We start from the raw sequence: 16636 nt of genomic DNA, 5'->3' as shown, positions 1-16636 counted from the left end.
GAGGGCTTCATCATGGACGATATTCACTATCAGACGGTCAGCAACCGCGTGCCGCAGTACCTGCTCGACAGCAGCGCGGAGGAACGCAAGGCCCTGCGCGCGAGGTCGCCGCAGCCGCTGCCGTGGCTGGCCCATGCCAGCGCCACCCGGGCCGACGTGCTGCAGACCCTGCGCGAGGAACACCGCCGCCATCGGCGCCTGGCCGGCAAGGTCGACGGCTTTCTCAAGGACCTGCCCGAGGTCGCGGCCTTCGCCGAGCCGCTGCTGCGCACGGCGCTGAAAAATACCTTGGGTATGGATCTGGATGTGCGCCATACCTTTCTCTTCAATGCCGCCCGGGCGCGGCTTGCCGAGGAGCATCTGGGCGGCAGCGATCCGGTGGTCAAGGCCTTCCAGGCGGTCAAGGCCGCGACCGGCTCGTTGCTGACGGCGGCCTTGCAGAATTTCGAAGCGTTCGAAGCGCAGGCGGGGGGCATGCACGACGAGCGCCGGCCTTCGAGTGTCTTTGCCAGCGCCAGCGGTCAGGCACTGGAGCCCGGCACCCCTGTGGACCTGGCGCCCGAACGCTTCGCGGCGCTGTGCCGCACGCTCGACCTGGGCGGGCAATACCAGCGCCTGATCGAGCGCACATTCGCCCCGCCGCCGACTGGCCAGGAAGCCGCCGAAGCGGCAACGCTCAGGCGCCGGGCCACGTTCAAGGCCTTCGAACAATCCAGCTTTCGCCTCGAACTGCATCTGGCGTACCTGCGGTCGTGGATCGGCCAGGGCCAGTACGAGCAGTTGCTGGAGGTGGCCAACAACACCCGGGCCAGCGCCACGCTCAGCCGCGCCATGCTGAAATTGTGGGATGTGGAACTCAACGGCGTGGTGGTGTTCTTCCGTCCGCAGCCGGAGGAACAGCCGGTGCGTGACGTGCTGCTGTACATGCCCGACGAGCCCGAGCAGCCGTTTCGCCCGTTCCGCTCGCTGCCGGCGCTGAACCGCTGGATGTGCAAGCGCCTGGGCGATGCCGAGTGGCGCAGGTATTTCCTGCGCTTCATCCCGGCTCGCCAGCGTGACCCGTTGCTGCAGAAGATCCACCGCACGCTCAACCCGAGGGTGTGGAACCCGGGTGGCTGGTATGAAGAGGTGCCCGCCGACAAGCCGGTGCTGCACCTGGGCAGGCGCGAGTTCTCCGCGCGCCTGTTCGACACCCTGCTGCAACGCAAGATCGCCGTGCTCAAGGACGACGGGCTGTTTCACGCGGTGCCGACGGCAGCCGAGGACCACAAGTCGGCGCAGGACAAGATCGACCACGCCCTGGCGCTGGGCTTCAACGTGCTCAACGTCGCCGCCTTCGTGGTGCCCGGCCTCGGCGAGCTGATGCTGGTGGTCAATACCGCCATGCTCGGCTACGAGGTCTACGAGGGCATCGACAGCCTGGCCAAGGGCGAGCGCGAGCAGGCCTGGGCCTATTTCATGGATGTCGCGGAGAACCTGGTGCTGATGGCTGCCATGAGTGCGGCAGCGGCGGCGGCCCACCGTTTTACCGGCAACCTGCCGCTGGCGGTGCGCGGCATGCGTCCGGTGACCCTGGCCGATGGCAGCGTGCGCCTGTGGAAGCCGGACCTGGCCCCCTTCGCCTACGAGATCAGGCTGCCGGCGGATCTCAAGCCCGGCGAAAACGGTCTTTACAGCTACCAGGGCCGTGATTGGCTGGCCCTCGACGGGCGCTATTACTCAGTGCGCACCCTGCTTGGCAGCGAGCCGGGCTACAGCCTGGAACATCCCGAACGGCCCTGGGCCTACGAACCGCCGCTGCGCCACAACGGCAACGGCGGCTGGCTGCATGAGCTGGATACTCCGCAGCAATGGCGCGGGCAGGAACTGTTCGGCCGCCAGGGGCATCGCGAGGCAGTGGTCAGCGAGGCCATGGCCCAGCGCGCACTGCGCATCAGCGGCATCGCCGAAAGCCAGTTGCGTCATACCCTGGTCAACAGCCATCGGCCGCCGGCACTGTTGACCGACACCCTGCGCCGCCTGGCCCTCGCCGAACGCCACGGCGAAGCCTTTGCCGCGGTCGATGCTGCGCAGCAGCCGCCACTGTCCGCCCAGGGCCAGCTGTTGCAGCGCCAGTTCAGCGGCCTGCCCAATCGGGTCGTCGAGGAGATCATCGGCCACGCGGACGGCCATGAACTCAGCGAAATGGCCAGCGCCGAACGCGTGCCCCTGCGCCTGGCCGAAGAAGCGCGGCTCTACCAGCAGCAGGTGCGCATGGCCCGGGCCTGCGAGGGGTTGTACCTGGACGGCGTGGTCAATCTCGACAGCGCGCGCCTGGCCCTGCACCAACTGAGCACGCTGCCGGGCTGGCCGCAGTCGCTGCGCATCGCCCTGCACGATGCTGCCGGGCAAACCCTGGACAGCGTGGGCACGGGCGACGCGGCGCCGAGCGTCCTGGTCTGGCGCGCACAGTCGCCAGCGGTGTTCAACAGCGTCCTGTTCGACGTCCTGCCCGAAAGCGCCCGCAGCCAACTCGGCGTGCCGGACGCCGCCAGCCTGCGCCAGACCCTGCAGGCGCAAGCCTTGCCGCCGCGTCAGCAACTGCGCCGCTGGTTGGGCATGCAGGCGCTGCGGCCGGGCTTCCGCTCGCCGATGCGCCTGGCCGACGGGCGTATCGGCTACCCGCTCAGCGGCGATGCGCCGCCGTTCTTCACCGAGGACGAACTGCTCGACAAGCTGCGCCTGCTGGAACTGGACGACCTGTATCCCGAAGACGCGCTCTTCGCCCTCTACCGCAGCGGCCTGGACCGCACGGCGATCAACCAGCGGTTGAACCGCGCCCTCGACGAAATGCTCGCGCTGCGCCAGCACCTGGACCGCTGGGTGCTGGACTCCGCCCATGAAGTGCTCAGCCCGTCCCGCCAGCGCAGCCGCGAGCGGATCGGCAATGGCCTGTGGGACCACTGGCGCCGCAACACCCTGCCGGAACTGGGCCGGCCGGTGGCGCCGCTGGTGTTGTGGCAAGTGCAACTGGCGGACCTGCCGATCGGCTTGCCGGCGTTCTTCACCGAGCGGGTGCGCGCGCTGCTGCTGGACGAGGTGATCCTGCGCGAGGGTCAAGGTTTCCAGCAGACCATCGGCGAAGCGCCGCTGCTGGCCTTTGCCGAGGAATTCCCCAATCTGCGCACCCTGGATATCCGCGCCGGGCAATGGGAGCCGGGGCTGGCGCAGACCGCGGTGCGGGCCTGGCCGCAGTTGAACGCCGTGGCCCTGCGTGAACTCGGCCACCTGCTCAGCGCCCAGGACTTCAGGGCCCTGGCCAGCCTGCCGCGCCTGCGCTGGCTGGAGCTGCGCGGCAGCCGCGTGCTCGACCTGCCGGCCTCCGCGCTGAACGGCATGACCCTGGATTACCTCGGGCTCGACTGGCTCGACCTGCGGGTCTGGCCGAATTGGCTGGACGCCCTGGCGCTGGAACGGATCGCCTCGCTGTCACTGGTCGGCAACCAACTGACCGAGGTCCCGCGATTGATCCTCGAGGACCCCGAGCCGGCCGTCCGGACCTTGCGCATCGCCGCGCGCGGCAACCAGTTCGGTTACCAGGCCTGTTTCGACATGGTCATGGCCGAGCGTTTTCATGGCCGCTACAGCTTCGACCTGGACCTCTCGCCGGCCATGGCCGACGAGTTGAACCGCCGGGTTAACGAGCGGGTGCAGTTGCAGGAAACGCTGGACGCCTGGGTCAATCCCGTCTCTGCCGACGAGGCGTTGACGCCGCTGCACCAGGCCTACCGGCATCGTATCGCGGCGGTGTTGATGGAGTACTGGCGTGACACCTTGCGCGGTCTCGGCGCGGCGCGCCTGAACCTGGTGGATGCGGTGCTGGCGGACTTTCCGGAGGCGCTGCCGGACTTTCTCACGGCGCGGGTCGACCGTCTCGACCTGACCCGCTTCGACGCCGAGCCGGCGGTGTTGCAGCGCTTCGTCAGCCAGTTCCCGAACCTCATCGAACTGTCGCTGGTCGGTGGCCTGCCGGCCATGCAGGCGGTGCCGGAATTCCTCACGACGTTCCCCAACCTGCGCGAACTGGGCCTGGTCCGCATGGGCATGACCATCGACCAGGCGGCGATGGAAGTCTTTGCCCGCATGCCGATGCTGTCGTCGCTGCAACTGGACGGCAACCGCCTGGGCGAGATCAACGATGTGTCGATGTTCGACCAGCGTTTCCTCGGTTTCCTCGGCCTGGCGCAGATGGACATCGCGGTCTGGCCGGCCTGGCTGAACAACCTGCTGCCCCATGGCATCGAACTGCTGGGCCTGGACGACAACCTGCTCACCGAACTGCCGGCGCAGATCCTCGAAAACCGCCGCACCGAGGCCGGTGTGGTGGAAATCTCGCTGCACAACAATCCGCTGACCCGGGCGACCATGATCGCGGCGCATACCTCGCAGCACTTCAACCGGCCGTACAACTTCACCATGACCTTGCCGGAGGATATCGAGGCGATGCCGCGGGAGGTGCACGAGTCCGACTCCGAAGACGACAGCGGTTCGCCGGGCACCGAGCAGACCTGGATGTCGGACGAGGACCCCGCCGCCACCTGGGAGACCGGCGACGTCGCCGAGGATGCCCGGCACGAGACGCTGTGGACCACGCTCGCGGCGCGGGGCGACGCGACGTCGTTGCTGGCGCTGGTCTCGCGCCTGCGTTTCAGCGCCGACTACCGCACCGGCAATACCCGCGAGGAGCTGGTGGAGCGGGTGTGGAGCGTGCTGGAGGCCGCCGGCGCCGACGATGAGCTGCGGGCCACCCTGAACGGCATGGCCCAGGAGCCGGTGGAGCAGGTGCACAACCACGACACCTGCCCTGACGGCATCCGCATGGAGTTCAACCAGATGGAACTGCTGGTACATACCCGCCAGGCCCTGCGCGAGATCCCCGAGGACAATCGCGGGCCGGCGCTGTTCCGCCTGATGCGCGGGATCTTCCGTGCCCAGCGTCTGGACCAGATCGCCCGGCTCCGGGCTGGCGGGCGCGACGAAGCCGAAGTGCGCCTGGCCTATCGCCTGCGCTGGGCCGAGCAGTTGGAGCTGCCATTGCCGCCGCGGGGCATGCTGTACCGGCGGGTGGCGGATATCGCGCCGGGCGAGCTGGACCAGGCCCTGATCCAGCTGCAGATGGAGGAAGCCGGGGCCGGCCTGCAGGCCTTTGCCGCGGACTGCGATTTCTGGGTGGCCTGGCTGCGCGAGACCTATGCCGAGCGGTTCAAGGTCCTCAAGGATGGCTACGAGGCCGCGGTGCTCGGCACCATCGACGTCTATCCGAATGACACGGCGGAACAGTCGGCGGCGCGGATCCGTGCGCTGGAGGACAAATTCAAGCGCGATGAGCGGGAACTGCTGGAGCGCTTGACGCTGGAGCAGGCGCTGGCCGGGAACTGAGTCGTTGTTTCGAGCCTCATCGCTGGCAAGCCAGCTCCCACAGGGACCGCGTGCACCGCTGAACCTGTGGGAGCTGGCTTGCCAGCGATGAGGCCCGAAAGGGCAACCAGTCCCTCCGGGAACCCCGACCCTTTTTAAAACCTGTCAGCCTCTCTTTAGCCTGAACGCCCCATTCACGGACGAAAAGGTTTCACCATGGACGATATCCACTACCAGACTGTCAGCCAGCGCGTGCCCCAGCGCCTGGTCGACAGTTCCGCCGAACAGCGCCAGGCCCTGCGCAACAAGGTTCCGCCAGCGATGCCCTGGCTGGAAGAGGCCAGCGGCAACCTGCCCCAGGTGATTGCCGCGCTGGACGAGGAGTACCCGCGCCACCAACGGCACGCCCAGGCCGTGGCTACGGTGCTGGAACAGTTGCCCAATGCCGAGGCGTTCGCCGAACCCTTGCTGCGCGAAGCCTTGAAAAATACCTTCGGCCTCGACCTCGATGTCCACCGCACCTTCCTGTTCAATGCTGGCCGTGCGCGCATCGCCGAGTCCCACCTGAGCACTGCCGACCCGGTGGTACGGGCCTTCCAGGCGGTGAAAGCGGCAACCCAGTCGCTGCTGCGCAGCGCGCTGCAGAACTTCGAGGCCTTCGAAGCGGAGGAGGGTGGTATGCAGGCCGATCGCCGGCCCGCGAGGATTTTCTTCAGCGACAACGGACTGGCTGCCGAGCCGAGCCGGGATGTCGATCTGGTTCCCGAACGCTTCGCCGCGCTGTGTCGCAGCCTGGACCTGGGCGCGCGCTATCAACGCCTGATCGACCAGGCATTCAGTCCCGAACCGGTCGGGGACAAAAGCGCCGAGGCCGCCGCCAGCAATCGCCAGGCCCGCTTCAAGCTGCTGGAGCAGTCGAGCCTGCGCCTGGAGCTGCATCTGGCGCGCCTGCGCGGGCACATCGACCAGGCCTGCTACGAAGAACTGCTGGAGGTGGCGAAGAACGGCAAGGCCGAGGGCGATCTGGAGCGCAGCGTCCTGCGCCTGTGGGACGTGGAGTTGACCGGCATCGTCCTGTTCTTCCGCCCGGGACGCCTGGTGGTGTACATGCCCGACGAGCCGCAGCAGCCGCTGCAAACCTTCCCTCACCTGCAGGCATTCCATGCCTCGTTGCGCGAGCGCCTGAAGGACCCTGCCTGGCGCAACTATTTCCTGCGCTTCATCCCCGCCCGCCAGCGCGACCCGCTGCTCGCCAGGATCCAGCGCACCCTGTTTCCCAAGGTGTGGAATGCCGGTGGCTGGTACGAGGAACGCTTCGATCCCGAGGCCGTGCTGGGGTTGGACAAGCAGGCGTTCAGCGCGCCGCTGTTCAACGTCCTGCTGCAACGCAAGATGCTCGCCCTGCGCGACGATGGCCTGTTCCACGCCGTGCCCACGGCGGTGGAGGACCACAAGTCGACCCAGGACAAGATCGACTACTACCTCAGCGTCGGCTTCAACGTGCTCAATGTGGCGGCCTTTGTCGTGCCGGGGCTGGGTGAGGTGATGCTCGCAGTCAATGCGGCGCTGCTCGGCTACGAGGTCTACGAGGGCTTCGACAGCCTGGCCAGGGGCGACCGCGAGGCGGCCTGGGGCTATTTCATGGATGTCGGGGAGAACCTCGCGATCATCGCCGCCCTCGGTGCCGCCGGAGCAGCGGCCCATCGCTTCAAGGGCAACCTGCCGCTGGCCGTGCGCAGCATGCGCCCGGTGACCCTGGCCGACGGCAGCGTGCGCCTGTGGCAGCCCGACCTGTCGCCCTTTGCCTACGAGATCCGCCTGCCGGCCGGGCTGAAGGCCGATGCCGACGGGCTGTACAGCTTCCAGGGGCGCCAGTGGCTGAACCTCGACGGCCAGTATTACTCGGTACGTGCGTTGCTGGGCGAGGAGGGCCATGGCCTGGAGCACCCGCGCCGCGCCGGGGCCTACGCGCCCAGGGTGCAGCACAACGGCAACGGCGGCTGGCTGAGCGAGCTGGATACCCCGGAGCAATGGCGCGGGATGGAGCTGTTCCGCCGCCAGGGCCCGCTGGAAGCCAGGGTCTCCGAGGAAATGGCCGGCAATGCCCTGCGCATCAGCGGCGTGACCGAATCGGAACTGCGCCAGACCCTGGTGGACCGCCATCGCCCGCCGGCGCTGCTCACCGACACCCTGCGCCGCCTGGCTTTGGCGGAAACCTCCGGCGCCGACACCTTCGCCGCCGACTACAAGGCCGCGCAAGCCCCGCTGTCATTGCCGGCAATGGCCTTGCAACGGCAATTCCGCAGCCTGCCCCATGTCATCCTCGAAGAAATCGCCGGCGCCGCGAGCGCCGCCGAAACCGGCGAAATGACCACCTCCGGGCGCGTGCCCCTGCGCCTTGCCGATGAAGCACGGATCTACCAGCAACAGGTGCGCATCGCCCGGGCCTGCGAGGGCCTGTACCTGGACCGGGAAATCAGCCTGGACAGCGCGCGCCTGATGCTTCACTCACTGCAAAGCCTGCCGCACTGGCCGGCGAAACTGCGCATCGGCCTCTACGACGGCTGGATCGAAGGACCACGGCTGGCAGGCATCGGCGAGGGCGATGAGCCGGAACTGGGGGTGATCTGGAACCGCCAGTTGCCGGGAGATTTCTGCCGTGCGCTGTTCGACAACATCCCCGGCGTCTACCGCGAGCGCCTCGGCCTGGCCGATGCCGGCACGCTGTGGCGCAAGTTGCGTGAGCTGCGTCCGTCGCGCCAGCGGCTGCGCCAGTGGCTGGGCCTGGCTGAAATCAAGCCGGCGTTCCGCTCGCCGATGCGCCTGGCCGACGGCCGCCTCGGCCATCCGCTGAGCGGTCGCGGCCAGGCCTTCTTCACCGAGGACGAACTGCTCGACAAGCTGCGCATGCTGGAACTGGAAGACGTGCATGTCGAGGATGCCCTGCAGGCGCTGTACCGCAGTGGCATGGACCGTGTGGCGATCAATACGCGCCTGAACGGCCTGCTCGGCGAGTTGCTGGAGTTGCGCGACGCCCTGGACCGCTGGGCCCTGGCGTCGGCCAGCGAACACATGACCCTGCGCCGCCAGCGCGGCCGCGAGCGCATTGGCCTGGCGGTGTGGGAGCACTGGCGTCGCAGCATCCTGCCCGAGCTCGGCCAGCCGGCCTCGCGCCTGATCCTGTTCCAGGTCTCGCTGGCGGACTTCCCGACCGACCTGCCGGCGTTCTTCCGCCAGCGGGTGCGCTCGATGCTGCTGGACGAGGTGATCCATACCGACGGCCTGTCCCACGAGCAAATGATCGGCGAAAGCCAGTTGCAAGCCTTCGCCGCCCACTTCCCCGAGCTGACCGCCCTGGATATCCGCCGTGGTCACTGGAACATGGGCCTGCCGCAGATGCTCACCCGGGCCTGGCCAGGACTCTCGGCCCTGGGCCTGCGCGAGATTTTCATTTTCCTCGGCGAGCAGGACTTCAAGGCCCTGTCTGCCCTGAAGCAACTGCGCTGGCTCGACCTGCGCGGCATGCAACTGGTCGATATGCCCGACACGGCCCTCGATGGCCTGACCCTGGATTACCTGGGCCTCGACTGGATGGGCCTGCAGACCTGGCCGCGCTGGCTGCACAACGGGGCCCTGGCGCGGATCGGCGAGCTGTCGCTGCTGGGCAATCACCTTAGCGAACTGCCCTCGGCGATCCTGCGCAACGCCGAGGCGGTGGAGCACCCTACGCGGGTGATCCTGTTGGGCAACCGCTTCGCCTTCCAGGCCCTGCTAGACCTGCGCCTGGCCCAGCGCTTCCTGCAACGCTTCACCTTCGAACTGGGCCTGACCATGACCATGGAATACGAGCTGAACCGGCGTATCCAGGAGCGCACGCAATTGTGCGATGTGCTGGAGGCCTGGGTCGATGCGCCGGCCGAAGGCGATACGGTGGTGGCGCCCGAACGCCTGGCCTATCGCAACCGGATCAGCATGGCGTTGCTCGAATACTGGCGCGACAGCCTGCGCGGCGAAGGTGTTGCCCTGTTGTCCCTGGAAGACGTGGCCCTGGACCACTTCCCCGAAGCGCTGCCGGCGTATTTCTACGACCGCGTGCGGCGCCTCGACCTGACCCGTTTCACCGCCCTGGAAACGGTGCTCGAGCGCTTTATCCGGCAGTTCCCGCAATTGGCGGAGCTGTCGTTGATCACCGGCGAACCGGCCTTGCGGCGGGTGCCGGAAAGCCTGGAAGGGTTCACCAACCTGCGCGAGCTGGCCTTGGTGCGCATGGGCCTGACGGTCGATCAGGCGGCCATGGAGCGCTTCGCCCGCATGCCGGTGCTGTCCTCGCTGCAACTGGATGGCAACCGCCTTGGCGAAATCACCGATGTGTCGATGTTCAACCAGCGCTACCTGACCTTCCTCGGCCTTGGGCAGATGCAGATCGCCGCCTGGCCGGAGTGGCTCAACGAAATGCTGCCCCATGGCATCGAACAACTGAACCTGGATGACAACCTGCTGACCGAACTGCCGGCGCAACTGCTGGACAACCACCGCATGGTGGACGGCGCCACGGAAATCGTCCTGCACAACAACCCGCTGAGCCGCGACACCATGATCCGCGCCCACACCTCGCAGCGCTATAACCGTCCCTATTCCTTCACCATGGACCTGCCGGCGGACATCGCCGAGATGGGGCCGGATATGCACTCCTCGGACTCCGAAGGGGCCTTTTCCCCGGAGGATGCCGATCCGGTGCAGGACAATCCGGCCGAGGTCTGGCGCACCGATGATGCCGGGCAGGACGAACGCAACCAGGCGATCTGGGAAGGCCTGCGTGGCGGCGAAGACGCCGGATCCTTGCTCGGCCTGATCATGCGCCTGCGCCACAGCGCCGATTACCGGACCCTCAACACCCGCACGGAGCTGGTGGAGCGGGTGTGGAAGGTGCTGGCGGCGGCGCAGGCCGATACGGAACTGCGCCTGGCCCTCAATGGCATGGCCGAGGAGCCGCTGCGCCAGGTGCAACGCCACGACACCTGTCCCGACGGGATTCGCCTGGAGTTCAACCAGATGGAACTGCAGGTCTACACCCACCAGGCCCTGCGCGACATTCCCGAGGCCAACCGCGGGTCGGTGCTGTTCCGCCTGATGCGCAGTGTGTTCCGTGCGCAGACCCTCGACCGCCTGGCGCGGGAGCGCGCCGCCGGCCGGGACGAAGCCGAGGTGCGCCTGGCCTATCGCTTGCGCTGGGCCGAGCAGCTTGAACTTCCCCTGCCGCCGCGGGGCATGCTGTACCGCAGCGATGCCGATATCGCCCCGGGCGAATTGAACCTGGTACTGGCCTGGATGCAGGCGGAAGAGGCCGGGCCGGGTTTCCTGCAGTTCGCTGCGCAGTGCGATTTCTGGGCCGCCTACCTGCGCGAAGCCTTCCCCGAGCGCTTCAAGGCGCTCAAGGACACCTTCGAGGCGGCGGTGCTGGAGGTGACCGATACGGGCGTGGATGAATCGGCCGAGCACTCGGCGGCGCGGATCAGGGTGCTCGAAGACAAGTACAAGGCCGATGAAAAGGCCTTGCTGGAGAGCCTGACCTTCGAGCAGTCGCTGGCGCAGCATTGATCCATCCGATGTCCGGCGTGGGCTCTGTGGCAGAGTCCACGTCGTTCGCACTTCCTCCGGGAACCCTGGCCCTTTTCAAAACCCGCGCCCCGGTCATTAGCCTGAACGCCCGATTTCAAGGACGAGAGGGCTTCACCATGGCCGATACAGCCACACCCGATATCCATTACCAGACCGTCAGCCGGCGCGTTCCGCAGCACCTGGTGGACAGCCCGGCGCAGTACCGCCTGGCCCTGCGCGCCAGCGTGCCGAAACCCCTGCCCTGGCTGCACGGGCAACCCGAGGTGCTCGCCGCCCTGCAGGACGAACAGCAACGTCACCAGGCCCTGGCCGCTTCGGTAGACGGCTTCCTCGCCCAACTGCCCGACGCCCGGGCCTTCGCCGAACCGCTGCTGCGGGACGCCTTGAACAGTACCTTCGGCCTCGACCTGGATGTGCGCCATACCTTTCTCTTCAATGCCGCGCGGGCGCGGGTCGACGAGGCGCGCCTGAGCGGCAGCGACCCGGTGGTCCGCGCCTTCCAGGTGGTGAAGGCGGCGACCCAGCCCCTGTTACTGGCGGCCCTGCAGAATTTCGAAGCCTTCGAGGCCGAACCGGACGGGATGCGCGACGACCGTCGGCCGTCGAGCATCTTTGCCAGCGACAGCGGCGAGGTGCTGGCGCCGAGCCGGGATATCGACCTGCTGCCGGAGCGCTTCGCCGGCCTGTGTCGCCGCCTGGACTTGGGCGAGCGCTACCAGCGCCTGATCGAGGCGGTGTTCCAGCCGCGGCCCGTGGAAGGGCAGACCGTGGAAAGCGCAACCCGCGAGCGCCGCGAGGTGTTCCGCCGGTTCGAGCAATCCAGCCTGCGCCTGACCCTGCACCTGGCCCGCCTGCGTTCGTGGATCGACCAGGCGCTGTACCAGGACCTGCTGGCCGCGGTCAAGGACGAAGCGCCGGCCAGCGCCCTGTTTCTCTGGGAAGTGCAGCTCAATGGCGTGGTCCTGTTCCGCCGTGGCGAGTCCTTGGTGGTCTATATGCCGGACGAGCCGCAGCAACCGCTGCAGGTCTTCCAGTCCCTGGACGCCTTCCATGCCTCGTTGCGCGAGCGCCTGAAGGACAGCGCTTGGCGCGATTACTTCCTGCGTTTCGTCCCGGCCCGGGCGCGGACCCATCTGTTGCAACGCATCCACAGCCACCTGTATCCCAAGGTATGGAATGCCGGCGGCTGGTACGAGGAGCAGTTCGACGCCAGGGCGTCCCTCGGCCTGGGCAGCAAGGCCATGGACAGCCCGCTGTTCGACGTTCTTCTGCAGCGCAAGATCGCCGCGCTCAAGGACGACGGGCTGTTCCATGCGGTGCCCACGGCCGCCGAGGACCACAAGTCGCTGGAAGACAAGGTCAGCTACTTCCTGGGCGTCGGCCTGAACGTGCTCAATGTCGCGGCCTTCGTGGTCCCGGGCCTGGGGCTGGTGATGCTCGGGGTCAATGCCGCGCTGCTCGGCTACGAGGTCTACGAAGGCTTCGACAGCCTCGCCAAGGGCGAGCGCGAGGAGGCCTGGGGCTATTTCATGGATGTCGCGGAAAACCTTGCGGTCATGGCCGCCCTGGGTGCGGCGGGGGCCATCGCCCATCGTTTCGAGGGCAACCTGCCGCTGGCGGTACGCAGCATGCGCCCGGTCACCCTGGCTGACGGCAGCGTGCGCCTGTGGAAGCCCGACCTGCGGCCGTTCGCCTACGACGTCGAATTGCCGGCCGGCCTGCAGCCCGGCGACAACGGCCTGTACCCGTGGGAAGGGCGCCAGTGGTTGCAACTGAACGGGCGCTATTACTCGGTGCGCAGCCTGCTCGGCAGCGAAACGGGTTATGTGCTCGAGCACCCGACACGACCCGACGCCTGGCGGTTGCCGTTGCGGCATAACGGCAATGGCGGCTGGCTGCACGAGCTGGATACCCCGCAGCACTGGCGCGGCGAAGAGCTGTTCCGCCGGGCCGGGGTGCTGGAGGCGGAGGTCACCGCGCAGATGGCGCAACGCGCCTTGCGTGTCAGCGGGGTCAGCGAAGCCGAGCTGCGCCGCAGCCTGATGGATAGCCGCAGTCCGCCTGCGCTGCTCAGTGACAGTCTGCTGCGCCTGGCCATGGCCGATGCCCTGGGCAAGTTCGGCCTGGGGGATATCGCCAGCCTGCCCGATACCCTGGACGGCGAATTGTTCGCCCATGCCTATCGCAGCCGCCTGCCTGAGCTGTCGCCTGCGGGCAAGGTGGTGCAGCAGCAGTTCGAACGCTTGCCGCCGCGGGTCATCGAGGAAATCATCGGTGCCGCGACCGCGCCGCAGATCCAGGAAATCGCCAGTACCGGCCGCCTGCCCTTGCCCGTTGCGGAGGAAGCGCGCCTGTACCAGCAACAGGTGCGCATGGCCCGGGCCTGCGAAGCGCTGTACATGGATATCGAGGCCAATCCTGATGGCGCCAGGCTGCTGTTGCATGCCTTGGCGCAACTGCCGGGCTGGCCCGCCGACCTGCGCATGAGTGTCCACGAAGACGCCCTCGAAGGCCGGTGCCTGGCCCGGATCGGCAGCGGTGAGGCCGCTGAAATCGCCGTGCCCTGGCGTCAGCAGGTCCCTCGCGATTTCTGCCGTACGCTGTTCGACGCCATCCCCCAGGCAACCCGTGAGCAGCTTGGCCTGACCGACGCCGCGACCCTGCGCGGCAAGTTGCAGGAACAACCGCTGCCGCCGCGCCAGCGCCTGCGCCAGTGGCTGGAGATGCAGGCGGCCAAGCCGGGCTTTCGCTCGCCATTGCGCCTGGCCGACGGGCGCATCGGTTATCCCCTCAGCGGGCGCGGCGAGCCGTTCTTCACCGAGGACGAATTGCTCGACAAGCTGCGCCTCCTGGAGCTGGACGATCTGTATCCCGAGGATGCCCTGCAAGCTCTTTATCGCGCCGGTCTGCAGCGCCCGGCCATCGCCGCGCGGCTGCACCAGGTGCTGGACGAGAGGCAGGCCCTGGGCGAATTCCTCGACCGCTGGGCCCTGGAGTCCGCCCAGCAGACGTTGGGCGAAGGGCGCCAGCGCAGCCGCGCGCGCATCGGCGAGGCGCTGTGGGCGCACTGGCGCGGCAACCTGCTGCCGGAGCTGGGGCGTCCGCCCGTGGCGCTGATCCTGCATCAGGTCCAGTTGGCGGATCTGCCGGCGCAACTGCCGTTGTTCATCCGCCAGCGGGTCTCGGCGCTGTTGCTCAGCGAAGTCATGCAGCAGGAGGGCAACAGCCACGAGCGGCTCATCGGCGAGCGGACCCTGCAAGGCCTGGCCCGGCAGTTCCCGGCGCTGACCACCCTGGACATCCGCGGCGGGATCTGGGGCCCGAGCATGGTCCAGAACGTCGCGCGGGTCTGGCCGAACCTGGTGTCCCTGGGCTTGCGCGAGCTCATGGCGAACCTGGGCTACACCGACCTGCGCACGCTGTCGCGCCTGCCGCGCCTGCGCTGGCTGGAACTGCGCGGCAGCCGTTTGCTCGACATGTCGTTGCCGGTCATGGACGGGGTCAACCTGGAATACCTGGGCATGGACTGGATGGACCTGCGCGAATGGCCGCGCTGGCTGGACAGCGCCACCCTGTCGCGGATCGGCAATCTGTCGATGGCCGGCAACCAGCTCACTGAAGTCCCTGCCGCCATCCTCGATGAGGTGGGTTCAGCGTCCGGGCGCCTGACCCGCATCGTGCTGCGCGACAACCCCTTCTGTTGCCAGGCGCTGCTCGACCTGCGGGTGGCCGAGTATTTCCGCAGTCGCTTCGCCTTCGATCTGGGTTTGCCGCGCGCGCTGATGGCCGAACTGAACCAGCGCATCAGCGAGCGCGCTCAATTGCAGATGGCGCTGCAGACCTGGAGCGATAATCCCGCGCCGAGCACGGTAGCGGGCTATCGCTCGCGGATCGCCCGGTTGCTGATCGGCTACTGGCGGGAAAACCTGTATTCGCCGAGTGCGGCGCTGCTCTATCTGGAGGATGTGGTCCTCGCCGACTTTCCCGACAACCTGCCGGCGTTCCTCGTGGAGCGTGTACGGCGCATCGAGCTGACCCGCTTCGATGCGCGAGGCGGCAGCCTTGAAGCGTTCCTCCGGCCGTTCGCCAACCTTACCGAAGTGTCGCTGGTGGGCGGACAGCCCGCCCTGGCCGCCGTTCCCGAATTCCTGGTGAACCTGCCGGGGCTGAGCGAGCTGGCCCTGGTGCGCATGGGCATGACCATCGACCAGGCGGCGATGGATGCCTTCTCCCGCATGCCTCGCCTGACCTCGTTGCAGCTTGATGGCAACCGCCTGGGTGATATCCATGATGTGTCGATGTTCCAGGCGCGGTTTTTCGACTACCTCGGCCTGGCCAACATGGGCATAGCCGTCTGGCCGGCGTGGCTCAACGGGTTGCTGCCGCGCCATATCGAACTGCTCGGCCTGGACGACAACCAGCTCACCGAACTGCCGATCCAGCTGACCGAGAACCGCTACGTCGCCGACGGCTCGGTGGACATCTCCCTGCGCAACAACCCGCTGAGTCGGCAGACCCTGATCGACGCCTACACCTCGCAGCATGCCAACCGGCCTTACTCCCTGACCATGGACGTGCCCGAGGATATCGCCGCCATGGATGCGCGGATTCACTCCTCGGATTCCGAGGTGTCCGACCTGCCATCGGACGAGACCAACCTGTCGGACGACGACCCGGCGCTGGCCTGGTTGACCGGCGATGCTGAAATCGACGCGCCCAACCAACTGACCTGGATCAGCCTCGCCACCCAGGCCGATGCCGAGGCCCTGCTGCGCCTGGTCACGCGCTTGCGGCGCAGCGCCGACTACCGCGCGCCGAACACCCGGGGCGAACTGATCGGCCGGGTCTGGACGGTGCTGGCGGCGGCCGAGCAGGATGCCGAGTTGCGCCTGACCCTCAACGGCATGGCCGAAGAACCGCTGCAGCAGCTGCACAACCAGGACACCTGCTCCGATGGCATTCGCCTGGAGTTCAACCAGATGGAACTGCTGGTGCATACCCGCCAGGCCTTGCGCGATATCCCCGCGACCAACCGCGGCCCGGCGCTGTTCCGCCTGATGCGCGGGATCTACCGGGCGCAGACCCTTGACCGCATCGCCCGCGAGCGCGCCCACGGCCGCGATGAAGCGGAGGTGCGCCTGGCCTACCGGCTGCGCTGGGGCGAGCACCTGGACCTGCCATTGCCGCCGCGGGCCATGCTCTATCGCAGCGAGGCGGATATCGCTCCGGGTGAACTGGAGCAGGCCCTGAACCAGTTGCTCCAGGAAGAGCGCGGGCCGGGCCTCACGGCCTTCGCCGCCGACTGCGACTTCTGGGCTGCCTATTTGCGGGAGGTGTTCGCCGATCGCTTCCGGCTGCTCAAGGACCAGTACGAACAGGCGGTGCTGGAGGTTACCGACCTGTATCCGGATGACGACCCCGAGCAGATCGCGACAAGGATTCGCGCGTTGGAGGACAGGTTCAAGCGTGATGAACGGGCGTTGCTGGAACGGCTGACCCTGGAGCAGGCGATGCTTGGCAACTGAGGTGCCCTTGCGGGCCTCATCGCTGGCAAGCCAGCTCCCACAGTGTCCGCGTCGACCACAGATCTTGTGGACCGCCGTACTGCAGCGATGAGGCC

Annotated in this window: 3 protein-coding genes; all 3 read left to right on the top strand. The window is 67.6% G+C overall.

The window, feature by feature from the left end; genetic code table 11:
• Positions 1–12: 12 nt before the first annotated feature.
• The 3 genes from AC2CQI_RS10685 to AC2CQI_RS10675 all read left to right on the top strand — a co-directional run bounded on the left by AC2CQI_RS10685 (position 13) and on the right by AC2CQI_RS10675 (position 16541).
• Positions 13–5418, top strand: a complete 5406-nt coding sequence (locus AC2CQI_RS10685) for an NEL-type E3 ubiquitin ligase domain-containing protein (RefSeq protein WP_484580122.1) — start codon at positions 13–15, stop codon at positions 5416–5418.
• Positions 5419–5613: 195 nt separating this feature from the next.
• Complete coding sequence (locus AC2CQI_RS10680; protein ID WP_484580121.1) at positions 5614–10995, top strand: dermonecrotic toxin domain-containing protein; 5382 nt, start codon at positions 5614–5616, stop codon at positions 10993–10995.
• 137 nt (positions 10996–11132) lie between these two features.
• A complete protein-coding gene (locus AC2CQI_RS10675; RefSeq protein WP_484580120.1) occupies positions 11133–16541 on the top strand; it encodes an NEL-type E3 ubiquitin ligase domain-containing protein in 5409 nt (1802 codons plus the stop codon).
• Positions 16542–16636: the final 95 nt, after the last annotated feature.

The sequence above is a fragment of the Pseudomonas sp. P2S-1 genome (assembly GCF_057197725.1).
Note: the sequence above shows the minus strand (reverse complement) of the source record. Positions and strands in the feature narration are given on the sequence as shown.

Bases quoted from the DNA above. Each gene is read 5' to 3' on its own strand.
- AC2CQI_RS10685 (WP_484580122.1), top strand. From the start codon at position 13: ATGGACGATATTCACTATCAGACGGTCAGCAACCGCGTGCCGCAGTAC.
- AC2CQI_RS10675 (WP_484580120.1), top strand. From the start codon at position 11,133: ATGGCCGATACAGCCACACCCGATATCCATTACCAGACCGTCAGCCGG.
- AC2CQI_RS10680 (WP_484580121.1), top strand. From the start codon at position 5,614: ATGGACGATATCCACTACCAGACTGTCAGCCAGCGCGTGCCCCAGCGC.